A 23,194-nucleotide genomic window follows, 5' to 3' on the forward strand; every position below is an offset into this window, starting at 1 on the left:
CCCGATGTGTGCGCCATCGGACTTGCCCAGGCAGGCAACGGTGCCGACCGCATCCATACGGACGATCTTGCCGCGCATGAGCAAGCGATGGCCGATACCCTGTGCGAGGAGCGGCGTGCTGCCAAAGAGCAGAAAGCCAACAGCAGCACCGACGCCAAGATGTTTTCGCATCACTGTTTCCTCTGTCACGTCAGACGCTCGGACCCGGCTTTGAAGGCCGGGAGCACGGGGCGACGCTGGGCATCGTCAAAGAACTGGCCCGCCGCGGGGGCGGCGGCGGGCCCTCAGCCCCGGGGGGGGTGTTTTATCGGGGCTGGAAACGTCACATGTCGCTCATCGGCTTGTCGGCCATGGGCTTGTCGGCCATGGGCTTGGCGGTCTTCTTCTTCGCGGCCGGCTTGGCCTTCTTCATCGGCATCTTGCAGCAGCCACTCTTCGCCTTACCGGCCATGCCCGAGCCGTTCGATGCAGGCGACCCGCCGGACATGCCGGCCATCCCCGACATGCCCTGTTGATCCTGCTGGGCCGGTTTCCCCTGCTGCTTCTGCGCGCCGGCCTGATGATCCTTCATCATCTGATCGTGCATCTGCTGCCCGCCATGATCCATGCCCTGCTGGTGGGCATGGGCCGGCGCAGTCTGCGCGGGCGTCGACTGGGCGAGAGCGGTGCCGGCGGCGAAGGTTAGCGTCACGAAGAGGCTGATGGTCGCCGCGCGAAATGTCGTCTGTCGCATTGAGGGTCTCCGAGTGTTCGTCCTGTTGCCCGATCGACGTTCCGATCCCGGCAATTCCGAAGCTTCAATGCTGCTAGCGAGACGCAGTCTGTATACGTAACTTACGAATCCGCTTTTGATCGCGACAAGCATGCGCGGGATCGTGCGGGGTGGACCATGGTCCAAGGTCAAGCCAATTCATGATCCCGCTTGATGGCGGCCGGCAGCGAAGTGCAAAAACCAATTGGCCCGCCGTGGGAGAACGGCGGGCCAAAGCTGCGGTTGAACCAGGCCACGGTCGTTGGCCACCCCGCCTCGTGGTCGGAGCTGGCTTAATTGCAGGGTCAGCAACCGCCCCGCGACCTATGCAACATGCGGGAGGCTCCGTCCTGGGTCCCCATCTCCCGCATAGCGATCCGATGGTCCTGCATCATCTCACCGTGCATCCGCACTTCGCGGTGTCGCATTCCTTGCATCTGGGCCGTGTCGGACCGAGCCGGCGCCGGCTTCGCCTTGAGCGTCTGTTCAAGGTCGGGCATGCCCGGCGGCATCCCATCGGCGAGAACTGGCCCGGCGCCGACGGCAAGGACGCCAAAGGCTGCGAGCGAAGCGATAATCGCTGCTTTCTTGCGCAAATATGATTCCTTCAAGTCTGAGTTTCAGTTCGACCGGACACATGCCCGGTCGATTCTCGCTCCCCAGGGAGCTTGCCGTTGAGATGGTATCGGCCTGGAGGTGGCAGTATACGTAATTTGCGAAGCTGGCGGTCAGCCTGCAATGTCAGCTTTAGTTCGGCTACTAGCAAAAGCTGGGCGCGGATGACCGAAGACGGCGGCCATCAAAGCCTCCGCCTAGCCCGAGCACTGGAAAGCGACGCCGCCTGCTGCAGTGGCGAACAGCGAAACGTAAATCGCACGCCGCTTTTGCTTCGGCGCGATCGTGGCAAGGCCCACCGCCGAACCAGCCACTCGCACTGGCCCAGGCTAAATTGTCGCAATAGACGCTCGCTCGGATCGGTGCCGCAGTGATTGAACGCTCGCCTGGCTGATTATTGATCAACTGGCGAGGGCCGCAACCAGCTTAGAAGGGCAATTTTGTCTTCCCAGAGGGGGCGGGCACAAAAGCGATCGGTTCGGGTATTACGGATATTGCCCTCCCGCGCGCCCTTTAAGGGAAGAGCGGCGCTTCGCCTCGGTGGATCTCATCGGGATCGAGAAAAGCGCGTTTGCGTCAGTTTCACGATTGCTCAGGAGGGGCTTCGAAATGACTTTTCTGAGCCGGCGAACTCTCTTGGCGGGCGGAGGCCTCCTGCTGGGGGCGGCATGCACGCGCAGATTTGCGACGCCGGACCAAGCAGGCACGCTGCCCATTCCTCGCCTGTTAGATGCACGCGACCATGGGCAGAGAATTGGACTGAGGGCGCAGGAAGGGGAAACCACTTTCTTCCCAGGGCGGCGGAGCGCCACCATGGGATACAACGGCAGCTATCTCGGCCCGACTCTGCGGGTACATCGCGGGGACGACGTGACGGTGACTGTCAGCAACAATCTGTCTGCTGATACCACGGTTCACTGGCACGGGCTGCTCGTACCGGGAGAGCTGGACGGCAGCCCCCACCAGACCATTAGTCCAGGCGAGACTTGGCGTCCGACGCTGCCGATCCGTCAGCCGGCGGCCACTCTCTTTTATCATTCGCATGCACATGGCCAAACGGCGGAGCAGGTCTATGCAGGCCTAGCGGGATTGCTCTTCGTCACCGACGAGGAAGAGCAAGGTCTCGGTTTGCCTTCGGATTATGGCGTCGACGATCTACCAATCTTGATCCAGGATCGGCAGTTCGTGGATGGCCGTCTGGTGTTACCGGCGGGCATGATGGTGGCGCTGGACGGGAGGCGAGGCAACGTTATTCTCGTAAACGGCGCGTACAACCCGCGAGCAGACGTTCCCAGAAGCTTAGTGCGGCTGCGGCTTGTAAATGGTTCGAATGCCCGGACTTACGATCTTTCGTTCAGCGACGGACGAGCCTTTTATTGGATCGGCACCGAGGGCGGCCTTTTGGAAAAGTCCGTTGAATTGCAGTCCCTCACTCTGGCCTCCGGTCAGCGGGCTGAGATCTTGGTGGACTTCAGCGATGGCAAACCGGTCTCGTTGGTATCGGCTCCGGACCAAAGCACCCTCAGGATGCATGGCATGAGCATGATGCATCGGCACGAGGCTAGCGAAAACAACGCAGGGAATGAAACTGTCCTCACATTTTCACCGCGCTTGGCATCGAGTAAGCGAGGTAGCACCACGCTTCCGCTCCTCCTGGCGTCCCGCGCGGTGCCAGATCCGGCGACGGTCGTCGCACGGCGACGTCTGGTGCTCAACATGAGGCTGGGAGGTATGATGGATAGCGACGAAGAGCCGCTAACGATCAACCACAGGCGATTCGATATTGATCGCATCGATGAGGAAGTCGAGCTTGGCGCCGTCGAGATATGGAAAGTCTCCGGGCAGAAAATGGCCCATCCCTTCCACATTCACGGAGTGCACTTCGACGTGCTACGTCGCGATGGCGAGGAACCAGATCTTCTTGATCAGGGGCCACGTGACACCATCGTCGTGGACGAACCGGTCGAGTTATTAATCCGTTTCGACCAGCCTGCTTCAAAAGCGCCCTTCCTGTTCCATTGCCATATCCTGGAGCACGAGGACGAAGGCATGATGGGTCAGTTTTCCGTGACGTAGTGGGAACAACTCAAGAATCGAAATCCCGCATATGCCAATAAGGGGGCAATGCTCGACGTATGACTTCGAACTCCACTCTCGTTTTTGTTCCCTTTTCGGGCTGGGGCCAGAACGTTTCGCACATCTCGATCGAAGGCATTCGATCATCCCGGACACTTGTGCATCACATGACGAACCCTGCGGTTCGTCACGGCCACCAGGCGCCGCGGGCCGCGCTCTATAATGACCATACGCTTGTCGGGCCGTCCCGCGGCCGCTGTCAGTACTCGCGGCAATGAGTAATAGATGGTATCGCCGCGTTCATACCACTTTCCTCCGCCAAGCGGCGTCTGGTCAGGCAATCGGATTTCGCTGTAAGATCCGTTGCGATTAAGAACCCAGGCCATCCCCGACTTACAGCCGGATCGGCCATCAAATGACCAGACACCCGCGAGCTTGGTGGTCGAGGTATCTTCCCCTGCGGGAACGACCCTGGCCGGCGAAGGTAGCGTTGGCACAGTGAGCGCGGCGAAAATCGCCCAGATGGAACACGACCATCGTGTGAAAGTGAGCAGCCAGCATCGATATAACCCGTTAAGCGCGATCGTCATACTGTTCCCTTCCGATCCACACTCACTCCGCTGAGAGCTTCGTTGGTTGCCCTGGGCAGACTATGCAGACCATCTGCCGGTGGTAATGCGTATTTGTCGCTAGACAGAAGGGACGCCTGCGATGGCATCTGATCGCAGATCGCCCAGGACAAGGCCGCCGGCGCAGAACTTGGGATGACGGTGATCGTCTCATGCGCAGTGCAAGCGAGCAACCACATGAGCGGTAACGGGGGCGACGAGTTCGCTTCCGGACGAGGAAAAGGTGGCCCGGTGACCTTCATTCTATCCCGACATGTTGGTTTGGACGTTCAAGCCGGGTGGCGAGGCGGAGGCATATAGGCCCGCCCGATGTACTAATCGCAAGCGACCGGTTTTCGGTTCTGATGCTCTTGCGCCCCAGTCAACCGACCGATCGCCATTCGTATATATCACAATTTCGCGGGTCGTTCCCCCCAGATAGGGTCAGAGCAGGTTCGAGTCGTGGAGGGGACGCCAGGCCGAAATGCCGGTTGTTCCCGCTGTCCTAGCCGCCACGAATTCGATGGAGATCCAAGGCAAGAGGAGCATTTGATGTCAGCCGCTTCAGCATTTCCAGCTCTGGCGCAGGCGTCCCCCCGACCGCAGTCCGGGATTGTCGCCTGTATCGATTGCTCCGATCATGATGCGTGGATCTACTCACACGCTCGTGCGCTCGCGATAACGCTCGACGTCCCTATTACCCTGCTACAAGTACTTGACGGCGAGGGCTCGACGCGCTCTCGTCCGGACCCGATTGAATGTAACCTCCGGCGGCGCGAAGCCCTGCGCGCCCTCGATCGATGCGCCGCCGCGACCAGCGCACCTCCAACCAAAACCTCCATCGAATTGGCCGAAGGCCAAACCGCGGAGGAAATTTGCCGCTTTGTCCGAGAGTGCGACGACGGCATGGTCGTTCTGGGAAGACGAGGCAGGCAAGAGGCCGGTCGCCCGGGCATGGGGGCAACCGTGCACAAGGTGCTCATGCAGACGCCGGCCCCAGTTCTGCTCGTACCGGTAGAGGCCCCGCTTCCGGCAGCGCCCTACAGAAGGGTTGTGGTGCCGCTTGACGGCTCTCGCTGGGCTGAGAGCGTGCTGCCCCTAGCTGTGCGTCTTGCGAAGGCCTCGGAAGCGGAACTCCTGCTCGTCCATGTCGTCCCTACGCCCGAGATGATCGAGGCACGGCCCCTGGAAGTCGAGGACAGGAAGCTTCAACAAGCCCTTATAGAGCGAAATGAGCAAGCAGCACGCAGCTACCTGGATCGAACGAAATCCAACCTCTCGGCGTCCGGTCTACGAATACGTACGATTTCGATCCGTGGCGAGGATGTACGCGAGGTGCTGTGCGATCTTATTCAGCGCGAGAGGGCCGATATTGCCGTCCTGTCCGCGCGCGGCCACAGCCATCGGCATGTTTCCGACGTACCCTATGGAACGGTCGCCTCCTACCTGATGACGCATTGCAATGTACCAATGCTCGTAACGCCTGCGACAATTCGCTCGGGAAAAGCGCAGATCGCCGTAGGGCATAATTGCCTCCGGCTACCCCTCGCCGCCCAAGCCTGATCATGGCCGATATTGAGGGGACCGACCCTATTTCGGGGGCGGCCGACGAGACCGCCACACGACATCAGCTGACAGGATTGATCGGTCGCTCAGCGCCTCTTCCCATCTGGGCGCATCTCGACGCCATGAAAGACTGGCTGGCTCGAGCCCGCCAGGCAGCCACGCAAGCCGACCAACGCGGCAGCGCCGCAGCTGAATGGCTACTCGACAACGACTATCAGATCCAGCGCGCGATCCTGCAAATTGGTGAGGGTCTTCCGAAGGCTTTCTACGCGAAACTTCCCGGTCTTGCTGAAGACGGCCTCAGGCGACCGCGCGCCCATCAAGTCGCGCAGTCTCTGCTTCTGGCGTCTCACCTGCAAGTCTCACTGTCCTCGGCTGTCGAATTCGTCGTTCGATATCAGAATAAGATGCCGCTCAGCATCGCTGAAACCTGGGCGATTCCTACGATGCTGCGTATCGTTTGTCTTGAAATGATCGTTACGGGTTTCACCCAGCTTTTTCCTCAAGTCGCTCCCCCTTTTGCACTAACGGACTCTCCCGACGTCGCGACCGGAGGATTCGACAACACGGAGTGCGTGGCACGCGGCATAGCCAATCTTGCCGTGATCGCGACTATCCAATGGAACGACTTCTTCGACAGAACCAGCCAGGTCGAGGCGGTTCTGAAGCGTGATCCTGCAGGGATTTATCCGCGCATGGATTTCGCTACTCGCGACCAATATCGTCACGCGGTAGAACGGCTCGCAGCGCGATCCGGCCTCCTAGAGCGAGAGGTTGCCCAGCGCGCTCTGCGGCAGTGTCAAAGTAGTGAAGAGGCCCCCTCAGGGCATGTAGGTTATTGGCTCATCGATGCCGGCCTGCCTGCTTTCACGGATGCACTCGATCCCCGCCCCTGGACACCCCGTTCGATGCTGCGGCGCATATTGCGTCATAAGGGTATGCTTTACGCGACCGCGCTGGTGTTTGCCGGTATCGCGGCCTCTGCAGTTCCTGCAGCATACATGTCCTCGACCGGACCGTCTCCCTTATCCTGGCTGCTGTGTATCGCGCTGACGCTGCTGCCCGCTTCCATCCTCAGCATCACCTTTGTGAATTGGATGGTCACGCAAATCGTTCCTCCATGCGTTCTTCCCAAGCTGGAATTCAAGAAAGGAATTCCCGGAGATTGTGCGACGGCCATCGCAATCCCCGTTCTCGTCGCTCGGACCTCCGACATCGCTCCCCTTCTTGAGCGACTTGAGGCGCATCGCCTAGCCAACCCTGATGAAGCGCTGGAGTTCGTTCTCCTGACCGACCTTGCCGATGCCGCAACCGCCAGGGTTTCGGGCGACGATGAGATCGAGCAGATGCTGGTACGAGGCATCGAAGAATTGAATGCCCGCTACAAGGACGCAAGGGGCAATGGACCTTTTCATCTGCTCCACCGACCGCGCCTCTTCAACGAGGCGCAGGGCTGTTGGATGGGCTGGGAGCGCAAGCGCGGTAAGCTGGAGCAGTTCAACGCCTATATCCTGCGCGGCGACGCCACTGCATTCCATTTGACCACCGGCAAGGTGGAAAGGCTGCGGCGATGCCGCTTCGTACTGACGGCAGACGCAGATACCAGACTTCCGGGTGGTGTGGTGCGCCGTCTGGTCGGCACTCTCGCCCATCCACTCAATCGGGCTCATTTTGCCCCCGACACCGGCATTGTGGAACGAGGCTACACTATCCTTCAACCTCGCGTTGAACTAGCGCCGGAGGGCCCCGAACAATCCCTGTTCGCTCGCCTCTACGGCGGCGATACTATGATCGACATCTACTCTCGCGCGGTTTCCGACGTGTACCAGGACCTTCTGGGCACCGGCGTATTTGTGGGCAAAGGCCTCTACGATGTGGCGGCATTCGAACGGAGTCTGGAGGGCCGTGTCCCAGAGAATGCTTTGCTTAGCCATGACCTGTTCGAGGGGCTTCATGGGCGCGCGGCGCTCGTTAGCGACGTCATTGTCTACGAGCGCTTTCCGACCGGGTATCTCGACTTTTCCGCGCGCTGGCACCGCTGGGTGCGGGGTGATTGGCAAATCCTGCCCTGGCTGTTTCCCTTTGTCCCAGGGCGTGACGGCCGATGGCTGCGCAATCGGCTTGGGTGGTTCGACAGGCTCAAGATCTTCGACAATCTAAGGCGCAGTCTGGTACCCGCCAGCATCGTTGCCTTGCTCCTAGGCGGTTGGTTCCTGTTTCACGGTCGACCCTGGGTCTGGACACTGCTCGCGATCGTCGCGCCCGGGGCTTATCTTTTTACCGATCTCGTAACGGGCTTCGCTCAGGGCCGCCGTCGCGGTGTCATGCAGCGCGTCCTGCGGCGCCTCACGGATCATCTCGGGCGCTGGATTTTAGCCATCGCCTTCCTTGTCAGCGACGCATACATCGCGCTGCACGCCATAGCCCTCACGATCTGGCGGCTGCAATCGGGGCGGCGGCGGCTCGAATGGACCTCTGCCGCTCATATGGCCACGCGAAACGCGGCGCGCCATCCGCGATTAGCGGCGTGGCGCGACATGTGGAGCTCGCCCCTTCTTGCGGTGCTTATAGCCGGCGCATTACTCGCTTATACGCCGGGATCGATGCCTGTCGCGGCGCCGCTATTGCTGCTCTGGTTCTTCGCACCCGAGATCGCGGTTTGGATCAGCCGCCCGCGTAGACCACCGATCGAGGCGCTTACCGAAGCAGACAGGAGATTTCTCAGACTCGTCGCTCGGCGCACCTGGCTTTTTTTTGAAACCTTCGTCCGACCTGAGGACAATTGGCTGCCTCCCGACAACTACCAGGAGCCGCCCGACGAGGACACCGCTCACCGAACGTCGCCTACCAACATCGGCATGTTGATGGTGTCGATCCTGACAGCGTGGCGGCTTGGGCATATCGGTCTCAATGAGCTGGCTACCCGTCTTGGCGACACGTTCGATACGCTTGACCGGCTCGAACGCTACCGCGGCCACATTCTCAACTGGTATGATACCAGGACGCTCGCTCCCCTTGAGCCACGTTACATTTCCACGGTCGACAGCGGCAATCTTGCCGTCAGCCTGATTACCGTTGCCCAGGCTCTTCGAGATGCTGGGAGGGCACCGCCGGTAGGCAGCGAGCTCTGGCAAGGCCTAGAAGATATTATCGGGCTGCTCTCCCAGGCGATCCGGTCTATCGGGACCGAAGCGGGCTCAACGGCCGGTGTGATCCTGGCTACCGTGGGCGAGACGGTGAAGCGGGTTTCGGACGATGAGCGCGAATGGCTCAGGGGGATCGACGATCTCATTTCGGCCGACTTGCCGAGACTGCGCGAGCAGGTGGGCGTGATGGCCGCGAGCGTTGCCGAAGCCGACGTCGGCATCTTGCGCGAAGTGCAAGTCTGGCTCGAGCGGCTCGAGCATCACGTGTCCGGGATACGTCGCGATTTGCAGGTTTTCTGCCCGTGGTGGGAAGTTATAACCGACCATCCCGCAGACTGCGCGGAAACCGCAGCCAAGGTCGCCGATTTCATGGCTGGCGGCTCGGCGACGCCATCCGATTCGCGCACCGCGCACGTCATCAGCCTGCTCAGCGCGACCAAGGAAGGCGGATTATCCGACGCGGCCCGTCAATGGGTCGACAAGATGCTGGCTGCCATCGCCGAAGGGCAGGCCGTCTCGCGCGAGCTTCATGGTCGCTTCGACAGCCTTGCCCGCCGGGCCAACGTCAGTGCGCACGCGATGGACTTTTCACTTCTGCTTGATGAAGGTAGCCGGCTCTTTCACATCGGCTACAACGTCAGCGCCGACCGCATAGACGCGCATCACTACGATCTCCTCGCCAGCGAAGCACGGCTCGCCAGCTTCTTCGCCATTGCGAAGGGCGATATCGATCCTTCCCACTGGTTCCACCTCGGTCGCCCCATCACGAAACAGGAGGCCGGGCTTGCGCTGCTGTCCTGGAATGGCTCGATGTTCGAATATCTGATGCCGAACATCTTCTTGCACAGCGATCCCGGCACGCTGCTTGGTATGAGCGACCGAACAGCCGTCAGCATCCAGGCCGCCTTCGGCAAATCGCACAAAATCCCTTGGGGAATCTCCGAATCGTCATTCGCCTCGATGGGGTCTGATCGCGTCTATCGCTATCACGCCTTCGGCGTCCCTGCCCTCGGACTTCAACGTGGCCTCGGCCACGACCTCGTCGTGAGCCCCTACGCAACGGCGCTTGCGCTCATGATCCGGCCAGCACTTGCGACAATCAACCTCAAGCTGCTGGCCGAGCAGAGGTTAATTGGACGGTTCGGCTTCTTCGAAGCCGCCGATTTCACGCCGGCCCGCGTGCCGGCGGGCGAGCGGTTCGCTATCGTCCGCTCGTACATGGCGCACCACCATGGCATGAGTCTCGCCGCGCTGGGAAATGCACTGTGCGACAACATGCTAGTGCGCTGGTTCCATGCGGACCCTTACGTCGGCACCGTCGATCTCCTGCTCAACGAACGCATACCGTGGGAGCTTCCGCCAGAAATTGCACGAGTAGAGGTTCGCGACCCGCCCGCTCACGCCGAAGGGAACATCCCGGCACTGCACAGTTGGTCGCCAGACCGACCGTCGGGGCAGCATGCTTGGCACATCCTCGGCAACGGCCGGCTTTCGAGCCGAATCCGCACGGACGGCGCCGGGGGTCTAAGCTGGAATCAGCATGCACTTACCCGCATCGAACCTGCAGATGACCACGCAGGCTTCTGGCTCTATCTGCATGATCTCGATCAAGGGGATTTCTGGTCCGCAACAGGGGGGCCATTCCCCGCCATCGGCGAGCCGCCGGAGGTCATGTTTCATGCCCATCAGGTCGAATTCCGTCAGCGTTCGCGCGGTCTGTCGATCTCGACGCTAGTCAACGTTGCCCATGGCGACGATCTCGAAATCAGACGCATCGCGCTCGTCAATGAGGAGGATAGTGCCCGGACAATCGAACTGACGGGCTACGTCCAGGTGGTGCTCGCCCCACCCCAGGATGCCGCTCGGCATCCTGCTTTCAGCAAGCTGTTCGTGGGCGCTGAAACCTTGCCCGGAGGCGATGGACTCGTGTTCACGCGCCGACCGCGCAATCCCGACGAGCGGCCTCCGGTTTTGCTGATTCGCATAATCGGAGATGACGAAGGAGTCGCCTTGCTCGGACTTGAGGCTGATCGAAGAGCCTTCATCGGTCGCCATGGCAACGTCACGCATCCTGCCGCGATGAAAGAGGAGCCTCCGATTGGCGCATTGGGCTGGTCGCTCGATCCGATCTGCGCGATCAGGGCAAAGGTCATGCTGCCGCCGCACGGGCGCCGCGAACTCGCTTTTGTCACGATCGCGGCGGGATCGCGTCAGTCGGCGCTAGACCTGGCCGACCGCTATGCAACGTTGTCCGCGCTGGATTGGGTGGTTAGCGATTCCATCGCGGCAAAAGCGCGCGAGATGCACGACCTGGGCCTACAGCCACAGTTCGTACCTCAGGTACAGGCCTTCCTTTCCCATCTTTTTACTGCCCGCACAAGCCCTGCACCCGGAGGTGAACGGCTCTTCCGGCAGGTCGATCTCTGGTCGCTTGGTATTTCAGGCGATCATCCCATCGTGATGCTGCGCGCCGGCACCGCGGAACAGACCGGTATGCTCCGCTTCGTTCTCGCTGCGCATTGGCTCGGCCACCAGCGCGGCATCCTCTTCGATCTCGCGATCGTCCACGAGGGCACCTCAGGTTACGTCGAACCCGTCCGCGAGCGCCTTCTGGAAGTCCTGAGAGACGCCGGCGCGCAGGAACGCCTTGGCACCCATGGCGGCATCCACCTAGTGGGCGTCAGCTCCTCCGATCACGAGCGCGTGGCGCTCCTCGAGCAGGCCGCCAAGCTGATCCTTGAAGACGACGGCGTCACGCTTGCCGACCAACTCGCCCGGGTAGATCAACCTCCGCACCCCGGCCCGCCGTTTGCCCCAGTCGGCACCAACGTGCCGCCAGCCACCTCCGCACCCGTGCCGCGGTCCGTAGATATCCTCTTCGACAACGGCTGGGGCGGCTTTGCGCCTGATACTGGCGACTATGTGATCAACCTAGAGCCCGACGCGCCCACCCCGGCTCCGTGGTCCAATGTCCTGGCTAACGACGCGTTCGGCACGATCGTTACTGAGGCCGGGCTTGGCTTCGCCTGGGCGATCAACAGCGGCGAGAACAGGCTCACGCCCTGGTTCAATGATCCCGTCGAGGATCCCCAAGGTGAACGGCTCTATCTGCGCGACGAGGAGAACGGGCGGCTCTGGACCCCGACACCCTTGCCATCGGGCGGCGGCTCCGCGTGCCGCATTCATCATAGTCCCGATCGGACCATATGGCACCGCCACAGCGAAGGCCTGGAGCAGGAGCTGTCGACCTTCGTGCCAATCGACGATCCGGTAAAACTGGTGCGTCTGCGCCTACGCAATCAAACGCCACGCTCGCGCCGGATCACGGCGACCTACTATGCAGAATGGCTCCTGGGCGCGGTGAGGGGCGAGCAAGCCCCTTTTCGCACGTCGCGCTATGACCCGGCCTCCCATGCAATTCTCGCACGCAATTCCTGGACGGACGAGTTCGGCGATCGCGTTGCCTTTCTTGCCACGACCCAGGCCGTTCATAGCTTCACTACCTCACGCCGCGATTTCCACGGTGTTATTGCCGACCCGACCCGACCGCTCGGCCTGCTCAACTGGGATCTGGGCAACCGCCAGGATTCTGCCGGCGACGATTGCTGCGGCGCCCTCCAGGTGCATCTCGATATCCCCCCTGAAGGAACCGTCGAAGTTTGTTTCATCCTCGGCCAGGGTGATAACCTCGAGCACGCAATCCAACTTATCCGGCATTGGCAATCGCCGTCCATCATCGAGACTGCTGCCCGGGTTCGCGTAGCGGACTGGGCCGATCGGTTGGAAAAGGTTCAGGTCAAGACACCCGATCCTGCCTTCGACCTGATGGTCAACCGGTGGCTGCCTCACCAATCGCTAAGTGCCCGCGTGCGCGCTCGCGCCGGTTTCTATCAGGCCAGCGGCGCGTTCGGATTTCGCGATCAGCTCCAGGACGTCCTTGCCCAGATCCAGGTCGATCCGAACGCAACGCGGCAACATATCCTCGCCGCCGCTGCACACCAATTCGAAGAGGGCGACGTGCTCCATTGGTGGCACCCGCCTTCGGACCGCGGGGTCCGAACCCGCTGCTCCGACGATCTCGTCTGGCTTCCTTATGCCGTCGCGCACTATGTCGAGGCGACCGGCGACAAATCCATTCTGGACGAAGAAATTCCATTTCTGAGAGCGCCGCCGCTCGCGGCCGGCGAGGCCGATCGTTACGCCCGATTTGAAGTTACCGACTATAAGCAATCGCTGTTCGTTCACTGCGACCGCGCGCTTGCCCATGCCTATCGCCTCGGAGCTCACGGCCTTCCCCTGATCGGCAGCGGGGATTGGAATGACGGCATGGACCGGGTCGGCGAGCGGGGGCGCGGCGAGAGCATATGGCTGGCCTGGTTCCTCATCGCAACTATCCGGAACTTCACACTGCACTGCGTCGATGAGCGGCAAACCGAGTTTCGTGATCGCTGGGGAGCGCGTGTCGAAGCGCTCGCCGCAGCGGTCGAGCAGTCTGGCTGGGATGGCGAGTGGTATCTGCGCGCCTTTGATGACGACGGCAGGCCTTGGGGCACATCCGAGGAGCAGGAATGTCGCATCGATTCCATCGCTCAATCCTGGTCCGTTCTCTCAAATGCTGCAGATCCGGAGCGAGCCAGAACGGCGCTCGCGTCGGCCAGGCGCTACCTAGTACGCAACGATGATGCCCTCATACGCCTGCTCGATCCCCCCTTCGACCACACGCCGCGCGAGCCGGGCTATATCAAGGCCTATCCGCCTGGCGTCCGGGAGAATGGCGGGCAATATACCCATGCGGCAACGTGGCTCGCGATCGCGTTCGCACGGATACGCGACGGCGACGTGGCCAAATCACTGTTCGACCGAATTAGCCCGATAACGCACAGTTCGACACGCGAAGGCGCAGAGCATTATCGAACCGAGCCATATGCTGTCGCGGGCGACATCGCCGGTGTGGCACCCCATCTCGGCCGCGGCGGCTGGACTTGGTATACAGGCGCCGCAGGTTGGACATGGCGGCTGGCCGTTGAAGAAATTCTGGGCGTTCGCTTAATTGGCGGCAAAATACAGATACGTCCAGCAATGCCGAAAAACTGGCACAAAGCGGAATTGACGCTTCGGCGCGCCGACGGAGCTATCCAGATAACGATCGAAACGGACCCGTCTCTTGAAGGTGACGGGGAGGAAATTACCGTTGACGGCAAGCTCCTGCGAGAACCCGGGGTTTGCTTTCCCCACGACGGCGCGACGCGGATTGTGCTCGTGCGGGTTCCGCTAAAGGCCTGACGTTGATTCGACAACGGCAATACGAAAGGATTCTCATGTCGACCATCCCCGCTTCTACCCTGCATGGGGACGGCAGCCCGGAACGGCTGGCGATCGACACGATCCGCACCTTGTCGATGGATGCGGTCCACGCCGCGAAATCGGGTCATATCGGCACGCCGATGGCCCTGGCACCGGTCGGCTATACGCTCTGGTCGCAATTCCTGCGCACCGATCCCGACGCGCCGGATTGGCCCAACCGCGACCGCTTCGTCCTGTCGGTCGGCCATGCGTCGATGCTGCTTTACTCCCTGCTGCATCTCGCCGCAGTCAAGGAGATCGACAAGGACGGCAGGCTGACCGGCAAACCGGCGGTGAGCCTGCAGGACATCAAGGATTTCCGCCAGATCGGCTCGAAGACGCCGGGTCACCCCGAATATCGCCACACCACGGGCGTCGAGACGACTACTGGACCGCTCGGCCAGGGCTGCGGCAATTCGGTCGGCATGGCGATTGCCGAGCGCTGGCTCGCGGCGCGCTACAATCGCGACGGTTTCCCGATCTTCGACCATGACGTCTACTGCCTCGCCGGCGACGGCTGCATGATGGAAGGCGTCGCGAGCGAGGCGGCGAGCCTGGCCGGCCACCTGAAGCTCTCCAACCTCTGCTGGATCTACGATTCGAACCATGTGACGATCGAGGGCGGCACTGAACTCGCCTTCGACGAGGATGTCGGCCAGCGCTTCGACGCTTATGGTTGGCACGTCATCCATGTGGACGACGCCAACGATACCAAGGCGGTCGCCGCGGCGATCGAAAGCTTCAAGGCGACCACCGACAGGCCGACGATGATCGTGGTCCATTCGATTATCGGCTATGGCAGCTCGATCGCCGGAACCGCCAAGGCGCATGGCGAGGCGATGACCGGCGATGACATACGCGGCACCAAGAAAGCCTATGGCTGGCCCGAGGATTCGTCCTTCCTCGTTCCCGACGGCGTGCCCGAGCATTTCGGAGGCGCCATTGCCGGGCGCGGCAAGCCGCTGCGTGCCGAATGGCTGGCGATGCGCGAACGCTATGCGCAGGCCGAACCCGCCCTGGCCAAGGAGCTCGAGGCGATCTTTGCCGACCGGCTTCCCGACGGCTGGGATGCCGCCATCCCGACCTTCCCCGCCGACGAAAAAGGCATCGCGACCCGCGATGCCGGCGGCAAGGTGCTCAACGCGATCGCGCCCAACCTGCCCTGGCTGGTCGGCGGCTCGGCCGATCTTGCCCCCTCGACAAAGACCCTGATCGAAGGCGCGGGATCGTTCCAGGCGAGCAGCTATGCCGGCCGCAATCTCCACTTCGGCGTGCGCGAACATGCGATGGGTTCGGTGGTCAACGGCTTGGCCCTGTCGCACCTGCGTCCCTATTCGGCGACCTTTTTCATCTTCCTCGATTATATGCGCCCGCCGGTCCGCCTGGCGGCGCTGATGGAGCTGGGCGTCACCTTCATCTTCACCCACGATTCGATCGGCGTCGGCGAGGACGGGCCGACCCACCAGCCGATCGAGCAGCTGACCATGCTGCGCGCCACACCCGGCCTCGACATGATCCGACCATGCGACGCCAACGAGGTCGCCTGGGCTTGGCGTGCGGCGCTGAGCAAAAGCAACCGCCCGACCGCCCTGGTCTTCTCGCGCCAGGCGATCCCGACGCTCGACCGCGGCAAATATGCCGGCGCCGAAGGGCTGCTGAAGGGCGCCTATGTCCTCGCCGGCGACGACAAGCCTGAAATCATCCTGATCGGCACGGGCAGCGAAGTCGGCCTGGTGGTGTCGGCGTACGAGAGACTGACCGAAGCCGGCGTCAAGGCACGCGTCGTATCGATGCCGAGCTGGCATCTCTTCGAACTACAGGATCAGGCCTACAAGGACAGTGTCCTGACCCCCGGAGTCGAGGCACGTCTCGCAGTCGAAATGGGCGGCGAGATCGGCTGGGATCGCTATGTCGGCTCGAAAGGACGGACGATCGCCATGTCGACCTTCGGCGCCTCGGCCCCTGCCACGAAACTGCAGGACAAATTCGGTTTCACCGTCGACAATCTCGTCAAGGTCGCTCGCGAACTGATCGGAAAGGCCTGCCCCATGACGAGTCTGTTGAAGCAGCTCCAGGAATCGGGGCAGGCACCCTGGCTCGATTTCGTCGATCGCTCCTTCCTCAAGGAAGGCGGCCTCCGGAAGCTTGTCGAGGAGGACGGCCTGACCGGCGTCACCTCGAACCCGTCGATCTTCGAGAAGGCGATGGGCCAGGGCACCGCCTATGACGATCAGTACAAGGCGTTCGTCACCGCCAATCCGGGCGCATCGGTGGTCGAAACCTACGAAGCGCTGGCGATCAAGGACATCCAGGATGCCTGCGACACGCTGCGTCCGGTGTTCGACCGGCTGGACGGCAAGGACGGCTATGTCAGCCTCGAGGTCTCGCCCTATCTCGCCAACGATACCGACAAGACGATCGCCGAGGCGCGGCGGCTCTCGAAGATGGTCGATCGCCCGAACCTGATGATCAAGGTGCCGGGCACCAGGGCCGGCGTCCCGGCGATCCGCCAGCTGATCGAGGACGGGATCAGCATCAACGTCACCTTGTTGTTTGCGCGTGAGGCCTACATCGCCGTGGCGATGGCCTTCGTCGAAGGGCTCGAGGCGCGGCTCACCAAGGGCGAGACGATCGATCGCATCGCCAGCGTCGCCAGCTTCTTCGTCAGCCGCATCGACAGCGCGATCGACAAGAAGATCGACGAGCGTGTCGCCGCCGGCGACAAGGATGCCGACGCGCTCAAGGCGGTGCGCGGCAAGGTCGCTATCGCCAACGCCAAGCTCGCTTACCAATGGTATCTCGACTTCGTGAAGTCGGACCGGTGGAAGAAGCTGGCCGCCGAAGGCGCGATGCCGCAGCGGCTGCTTTGGGCATCGACGGGCACGAAGGATCCGTCCTTTCCCGACACGCTCTATATCGACGCGCTGATCGGCCCCGATACGGTCAACACCATTCCGCCCAAGACGATGGACGCGTTCCGGGATCACGGCACGCTCAAGCAGACGCTGACCGCGGACGTGCCGGGGGCTGAACATGTCCTGGCCGAGACCGACCGGCTCGGGCTCGATCTGTCCGGCGTCACCGCCAAGCTGGTCGAAGATGGCGTCAAACTGTTCGCCGACGCGGCCGACACGCTGCTCGGCGCGATCGAGGCGAAGAAAGCCAAAGCGGAGGCCTAAGCGCATGAACCATTTCCACGCCGACCTGCCCGAGCCGCTGCGCCACGCGGTCGATGCCAGGCTCAAGACGGCGGCGGCGGAGAAATGGGGTACGCGGCTGTGGGCCGCCGACGCGTCACTCTGGACCAACGGCGACGAAGCCAAATGGGTCGGCTGGCTCGCTGCCGGTGAAGGCAAGCAGGTCGATTTCGCCCAGCTGAAGGCGATCGCCGACAAGGCGCGCGGGCATAAGGATGTCGTCCTGCTCGGCATGGGCGGATCGAGCCTTGGCCCCGAAGTGCTGAGCGAGATCATCGGCCCGGCGCCCGGTTTTCCGACCGTCCACGCGCTCGATTCGACCGATCCGGGCCAGATCGGCAGCGTCGCCGCAAAGATCGATCCGAAGGAAGCCCTGTTCCTCGTCGCCTCCAAGTCCGGATCGACGATGGAGCCCGAACTGCTGCGGGCTTATTTCTGGGAATTGTCCGGCAAGGATGGCGACCGCTTCGTCGCGGTGACCGATCCGGGATCGAAGCTCGAAAAGCTGGCCAAGGACCATGGCTATCACGCCATCTTCCTCGGCGATCCGGCGATTGGCGGGCGCTATTCGGTCCTGTCCGTGTTCGGCATGGTGCCGGCAGCGATGATGGGGATCGACGTCGAAGCCTTTTTCGCCGCGACCCAGCCTCTGGTCGAGGCGTGCAAGGGCGACACCGCCAATCCCGGCCTGATCCTCGGCGCGATCATGGGCGAGGCGGCGATATCGGGCCGCGACAAACTCACCATCCTGACCAGCCCCGGCCTCGAGCCGATCGGCGCCTGGCTGGAACAGCTCATCGCCGAATCCACCGGCAAGCACGGCAAGGGAATCGTTCCCGTCGATCTGGAGCCGTCCGCGCCGGCCGAGGATTATGGTACGGACCGCCTGTTCGCCTTGCTGACGCTCGATGGCGACGATGCGTCCGACGTCATCGAGCAGGCCCATTTCTTGGTCGCCGCGGGCCAGCCGGTGATACGCATCACGCTGCCGTCAAAGGAGCATATCGGCCAGGAATTCTTCCGCTGGGAAGTGGCGACGGCGTTTGCCGGCGCGGTGATCGGGATCGATCCGTTCGACCAGCCCGATGTTGAGGATGCCAAGATCGCGACGCGCGAGCTGATCGACAAATATGAGGAATCGGGTGCGCTCGCCCCCGAATCCCCGTTCCTCCAGGATGCGGTGATGGCCTTTTCCGCACCGGGCGATCACACTTTCGCTGCGACCAACCCGGTCGAGATATTGCGCGATCATTTCGCCAGCGCCGAGCCCGGCGACTATGTCGGCTTCCTCGTCTATCTCGAGCGTAACGCCGAACATGAAGCCGCCGTGGCACGGATGCGCGAAAAGGTGGTCGAGGCGAAAGGCGTCGCGACCGTCGCCGGCTTCGGCCCCCGTTTCCTCCATTCGACCGGCCAGGCCTACAAAGGCGGTCCGAAGAGCGGCGTGTTCGTCGAGATCACGCGGACGCCGAACCCGGACGTACCGGTGCCCGGACGCAAGGCAAGCTTCGGCACGGTCCAGCTCGCGCAGGCGCGTGGCGATCTCGACGTGCTCGCCGCGCGCGGGCAGCGCACCTTGCGCATTCATCTCAACACAGGGGATCTCAATACCCTCGAAACATTGGTGGCGCGTTCGCTACAGAATTGAAGGGGATCAGCATAAATGCGTATCGCGATGATCGGACTGGGGCGCATGGGCGGCAATATCGTCCGTCGCCTGTTGCGCGGCGGACATGAAGCGGTCGTCTTCGATCGCAACCAGCATCTGATCGACGATCTGGTCAAGGAAGGCGCGGTCGGCGCGACCGGGCTCGACGATCTGCGCGGCAAGCTCGCCGAGCGCGCCATCTTCTGGGTGATGCTCCCGGCGGGTCCTCCGACCGAGGATACGATCACCGCCCTGCTCGAAAAGTCCCTGCCCGGCGACATCATCATCGACGGCGGCAACAGCTTCTACAAGGACGATATCCGCCGCGCGAAGCTCTGCGTGGCGAAGCAAGTCGCCTATGTCGACATCGGCACGTCGGGCGGCGTCTGGGGACTCGAACGCGGCTATTGCATGATGATCGGCGGCGAGACGGAGGTGGTCGACTACCTCGATCCGATCTTTAAGACGATGGCACCGGGCCGAGGGACGATCCCCCCCACGCCCAATCGGATGGAGCAGGAAGGCGAGGATGCGCGCGCCGAGCTCGGCTACATCCATGCCGGCCCGCCTGGCGCCGGCCACTTCGTCAAGATGGTCCACAACGGCATCGAATATGGTTTGATGCAGGCCTATGCCGAGGGCTTCGACATCCTGAAGTCGAAGAAATCCGACAAGCTTCCTGAGGATGAGCGCTTCGATCTCAACCTCACCGACATTGCCGAGGTGTGGCGCCGCGGATCGGTCATCTCCTCCTGGCTGCTCGACCTGACCGCGTCGGCGCTCGCCAAGGATCAGATGCTCGCCCAGTTTACCGGCACCGTGGCGGATTCGGGCGAAGGCCATTGGACGATTGAGGCGGCGATGGAGGAAGCGGTGCCCGCCTACGTCCTCTCGGCCGCCTTGTTCGCGCGCTATCGCAGCCGCGTCGAACATACGTTCGGCGACCAGGTGCTGTCGGCGATGCGCTTCGGCTTCGGCGGCCATACCGAAATGCCGCAGTAGGCTCCCATGAAGACGGCCCCACCCGCCACTCTGGTCATTTTCGGCGCGACCGGGGACCTGACCCGCCGCCTGCTGGTCCCCGCCGTCACCAATCTGTGCACCGACGGATTGCTGGGAAAGGAATTCACCATCCTCGGCATCGGCCGCAGCGATGGCGATGACGAGACGTTGCGCGCCAGCCTGGATAAGTTCGCGACCGAGGGCGATTGCTGGCGTGATCTGCGCAAGCGCATCGCCTACCTCCAGGGCGATTTCACCGCAGACCGGGTGTTCGACGATGTCGCCCAGGCGTTGGGCGACCGAAGCGCGGTCTTCTACCTTGCCACGCCGGCGCAATTCTTCGGCGCCATCGTCGAAAAGCTTGCCGCCAAAGGCCTGATGGCGGAAGCGGGCAGTCGGTTCCGCCGCGTCGCGATCGAAAAGCCGTTCGGCCACGACCTCGCCTCGGCCAAGGCGCTTGACGCCCGAATCCTCGCCTTGCTCCCGGAAAGCCAGATCTACCGGCTCGACCATTTCCTGGGAAAGGAAACTGTCCAGAACATCCTGGTCGCGCGCTTCGCCAACCAATGGTTCGAAGCGGTGTGGAACAATCGCTATATCGACCATGTCCAGATCACCGCCGCCGAGACGGTCGAGGTCGGATCGCGCGGATCTTTCTACGATGCAACCGGCGCGCTCCGCGACATGGTCCCCAACCATCTGTTCCAGCTGCTGGCGATGATCGCGATGGAGCCGCCCAACAGCTTCGATGCCGACGCGATCCGCGACGAAAAGGCCAAGGTGTTGCGCGCGATCCGCAAGCCCACCGCAGTCTGCGCAGTGCGCGGCCAATATGGCAAGGGCCGTGTCGGCAGCCGCAACGTGCCGGCCTATCGTAAGGTCCCGGATGTCGCTGCCGACAGCAGGACCGAGACTTATGTCGCACTGAAGCTGGAAGTCGACACCTGGCGCTGGGCCGGCGTGCCCTTCTACCTGCGCACCGGCAAGGCGCTGGCAGCGCGCGATACGGAGATCGTCGTCACGTTCAAGGCAGTGCCCTACGCTTTATTCCGCGATTGTCCGATCGACCGCCTGCCAGCCAATCGCCTGATCTTCCAGCTGCAGCCGGACGAAAGCATCGTCTTAGACATGCTGGTCAAGAAACCGGGTCCAGTGATCAAGACCGCAGGGACAACGCTCGATTTCACTTATGCCGACCACTTCAAGCTGTCGGGCCGGACCGGCTACGAAACCTTGCTCTATGACATGATGACCGGTGACCAGACATTGTTCCAGCGCGCCGAGCAGATCGAGGCGGGCTGGGCCGCGGTCCAGCCGATCCTCGATGACTGGGCCAAGGGCAAGGGCAGGCTTGAATCCTATGCACCAGGCAGCGCCGGCCCGGCCGGCGCAGATGCCCTACTCGAACGCGATGGCCGCTTCTGGCACAGGATCGGCCAATGATGCTTGGCCTCGTCATCTCCGACATCGACGGACTTTGGTTCGCAAGGACAAGAGCCTGGCGTCGGCGACGACTGCCCGGTCGCGGACCTACTATCTGGACGTCACCAACTCCTATGCCAACAAGCGAGCTGGCGTCGATGCCCTGGCGCGGGCGCTCGGCCACATGCCCAATGACCTGCCCTTTGCTCGTGCTCACCGGGCTATCGATCGCCATGGGCAAGACGCCTGAGGAGATCCGTAGCGCAGCGCACTACATTTCAACCAGCAACGACAAAGATGGCATCGCCGATGCCATCGACGCATTTCTGCTGCCGCTTGTGGGAGATCATCATGAAGCGACTGGCCGCTTTCGACCTCGACGGAACGCTCGCGCTCAGCAAGCAGCCGCTCGACGATGAGATGGCGGATCTGCTTACCCGCCTGCTCGACGTGACGATGGTAGCGATCATCTCCGGAGGCGACTGGCCGCAATTCGAGAAACAGGTGGTGTCACGCATGCCTGCCCGGGCGCGGCTCGACAATTTCATCATCCAGCCGACCACGGGCACCAAGCTCTATCGTCACGCCGACGGCCAATGGACGCGTATCTATGCCGATCTGTTCACCGGCGACGAAAGCCAGCGCATCCGCGAAGCACTGACCAAGGCGGTCGAGCAGGCGGGCTATGCAAACGAGAACATCTGGGGCGAGCAGATCGAGGATCGCGGCAGCCAGATCACATTCTCCGCGCTCGGTCAGCAGGCGCCGCTCGAGGCCAAGGACACGTGGGATCCGGATCACGCCAAGCGCAAGAAATTGCAGGCCCTGCTCCAGCCGTTGCTGCCAGGCTTTGCCATCAATATCGGCGGGGCGACATCGATCGACATCACCCGCGAAGGCATAGACAAGGCCTATGGCCTTAAGCGCCTTTCCGAGCAGACCGGCGTCGCACTCGACGAGATGATCTTCTTCGGTGACGCGATCTTCCCGGGCGGAAATGATTATCCGGCCAAGCACCTCGGGCTGGATACCGTGCGAGTCCGCGACGTTGCCGAAACCAAGTCGGTGGTTGGCGCGATCGCTGCCTGGCTGGTCTAGATGCGCTACCGCCGGATCGCTTCAATGGTGCCGGCTCTGCTTGACCCCACTACGCCTGGGCCTGTCCGAGGAAACTCAGCTCGCCATGTCCGCCATCATCCGACAGCTGGCGGCGCAGTCCTTGCAGGTAGCCGAGCAACGCTTCATCCGCTCGTCCACGACGTGGCTCAGGCATTCCCGCGCACATCGTTCGCAGGCGTCAGCGCAGGCACGACACAGGATGGTATGGAGGGGGGATTCGCGCAGCATCGAGTTGGCGGTCGCCTGGCACAGTTCCGCACAGTCGTTCAGCATGGCGATCAGCGGCGCCGTGGCTGACGCGCCGCCTTGCTTGGTCAGCCAGGCGGCGGTCTCCAGGCACATGCGGTGCGAAGCCACGCAATCGTCGATGCAGTCCGTCATCGACATCGCCATCCCTTCCATTCGATGCTGCTGCCCCGCCGCCGGCACAGCCAGCGTTCCAGCGGCGGCAAGGCCGGCGCCAGCCATCAGCAATTCGCGTCTCTCGATCATCATGCACCTCCCATCTGCTATCCCTTGAGCGCTGTGCCGCATCCGGCGACCACGGGCGTCGCAGGCGTCCCATCCTGCGCCGCACGCGCCTTGTCCCGCGCCATCCGGGTTTCCTCCCAGGGCCAGTGGCCGTTGATCTCGACCCCGAGCGAGATGCTCAGGAAGGTCCGCACCAGCACAAGCCCGGCCAGCACGATGAGATCGTCGAG

At 62.4% G+C, this 23,194-nt stretch carries 14 protein-coding genes and 2 pseudogenes; 12 read left to right on the forward strand and 4 right to left on the reverse strand.

Features of this window, described 5'->3' with window-relative positions; genetic code table 11:
- Positions 1 to 322 precede the first annotated feature (322 nt).
- Entirely contained in the window at positions 323 to 733 is a 411-nt protein-coding gene (locus tag ACZ9HU_RS21680; protein ID WP_476107973.1) for a hypothetical protein, read from the reverse strand.
- 398 nt (positions 734 to 1,131) lie between these two features.
- Between ACZ9HU_RS21680 and ACZ9HU_RS21685 the strand changes: the two genes are divergently transcribed.
- Both ACZ9HU_RS21685 and ACZ9HU_RS21690 read left to right on the forward strand, forming a co-directional pair.
- On the forward strand, positions 1,132 to 1,353 hold the full coding sequence (locus ACZ9HU_RS21685; RefSeq protein ID WP_279728146.1) for a hypothetical protein: 222 nt from the start codon (positions 1,132 to 1,134) through the stop codon (positions 1,351 to 1,353).
- 622 nt (positions 1,354 to 1,975) lie between these two features.
- Positions 1,976 to 3,442 carry a multicopper oxidase family protein gene (locus ACZ9HU_RS21690; RefSeq protein ID WP_476107974.1) on the forward strand — a complete coding sequence of 489 codons (1,467 nt, stop codon included), beginning with the start codon at positions 1,976 to 1,978 and terminating at the stop codon, positions 3,440 to 3,442.
- Positions 3,443 to 3,585: 143 nt separating this feature from the next.
- On the opposite strand, the gene ACZ9HU_RS21695 is transcribed toward ACZ9HU_RS21690, so the two are convergent.
- Entirely contained in the window at positions 3,586 to 4,032 is a 447-nt protein-coding gene (locus tag ACZ9HU_RS21695; RefSeq protein WP_476107975.1) for a hypothetical protein, read from the reverse strand.
- 570 nt (positions 4,033 to 4,602) lie between these two features.
- Here ACZ9HU_RS21695 and ACZ9HU_RS21700 point away from each other — a divergent pair.
- The 10 genes and pseudogenes from ACZ9HU_RS21700 (at position 4,603) to ACZ9HU_RS21745 (ending at position 22,472) form a co-directional block, all read left to right on the forward strand.
- Positions 4,603 to 5,613, forward strand: coding sequence for a universal stress protein (locus ACZ9HU_RS21700; RefSeq protein WP_476107976.1), 1,011 nt, complete (start codon positions 4,603 to 4,605; stop codon positions 5,611 to 5,613).
- A gap of 2 nt (positions 5,614 to 5,615) precedes the next feature.
- A complete protein-coding gene (locus ACZ9HU_RS21705; protein ID WP_476107977.1) occupies positions 5,616 to 14,045 on the forward strand; it encodes a GH36-type glycosyl hydrolase domain-containing protein in 8,430 nt (2,809 codons plus the stop codon).
- Between the two features lie 35 nt (positions 14,046 to 14,080).
- Positions 14,081 to 16,141: pseudogene (tkt, locus tag ACZ9HU_RS21710) on the forward strand (transketolase); the annotation flags it as partial.
- A gap of 12 nt (positions 16,142 to 16,153) precedes the next feature.
- Complete coding sequence (tal, locus tag ACZ9HU_RS21715) at positions 16,154 to 17,284, forward strand: transaldolase (protein ID WP_176342091.1); 1,131 nt, start codon at positions 16,154 to 16,156, stop codon at positions 17,282 to 17,284.
- Positions 17,285 to 17,288: 4 nt separating this feature from the next.
- On the forward strand, positions 17,289 to 18,950 hold the full coding sequence (locus ACZ9HU_RS21720) for a hypothetical protein (RefSeq protein WP_231735484.1): 1,662 nt from the start codon (positions 17,289 to 17,291) through the stop codon (positions 18,948 to 18,950).
- Positions 18,951 to 18,965: 15 nt separating this feature from the next.
- On the forward strand, positions 18,966 to 19,952 hold the full coding sequence (gene gnd, locus ACZ9HU_RS21725) for a phosphogluconate dehydrogenase (NAD(+)-dependent, decarboxylating) (RefSeq protein WP_476107978.1): 987 nt from the start codon (positions 18,966 to 18,968) through the stop codon (positions 19,950 to 19,952).
- A gap of 6 nt (positions 19,953 to 19,958) precedes the next feature.
- Positions 19,959 to 21,395 (forward strand): glucose-6-phosphate dehydrogenase, encoded by a 1,437-nt coding sequence (gene zwf, locus ACZ9HU_RS21730; protein ID WP_476107979.1) that lies wholly within the window; start codon positions 19,959 to 19,961, stop codon positions 21,393 to 21,395.
- 34 nt (positions 21,396 to 21,429) lie between these two features.
- Positions 21,430 to 21,624 carry a hypothetical protein gene (locus ACZ9HU_RS21735; RefSeq protein ID WP_476107981.1) on the forward strand — a complete coding sequence of 65 codons (195 nt, stop codon included), beginning with the start codon at positions 21,430 to 21,432 and terminating at the stop codon, positions 21,622 to 21,624.
- Positions 21,608 to 21,793, forward strand: coding sequence for a hypothetical protein (locus ACZ9HU_RS21740; protein WP_202807666.1), 186 nt, complete (start codon positions 21,608 to 21,610; stop codon positions 21,791 to 21,793). Before ACZ9HU_RS21735 ends, ACZ9HU_RS21740 begins: the two co-directional genes overlap by 17 nt.
- Positions 21,726 to 22,472 carry an HAD-IIB family hydrolase gene (locus tag ACZ9HU_RS21745; protein ID WP_009824013.1) on the forward strand — a complete coding sequence of 249 codons (747 nt, stop codon included), beginning with the start codon at positions 21,726 to 21,728 and terminating at the stop codon, positions 22,470 to 22,472. Before ACZ9HU_RS21740 ends, ACZ9HU_RS21745 begins: the two co-directional genes overlap by 68 nt.
- 75 nt (positions 22,473 to 22,547) lie before the next feature.
- Here the strand turns inward: ACZ9HU_RS21745 and ACZ9HU_RS21750 are convergent, their stop codons facing one another.
- Complete coding sequence (locus ACZ9HU_RS21750; RefSeq protein WP_476107980.1) at positions 22,548 to 22,988, reverse strand: four-helix bundle copper-binding protein; 441 nt, start codon at positions 22,986 to 22,988, stop codon at positions 22,548 to 22,550.
- Positions 22,989 to 23,002: 14 nt separating this feature from the next.
- Positions 23,003 to 23,194: pseudogene (locus tag ACZ9HU_RS21755) on the reverse strand (DUF1622 domain-containing protein); the annotation flags it as partial.

This window comes from Novosphingobium sp. Sphag1I, assembly GCF_056279125.1.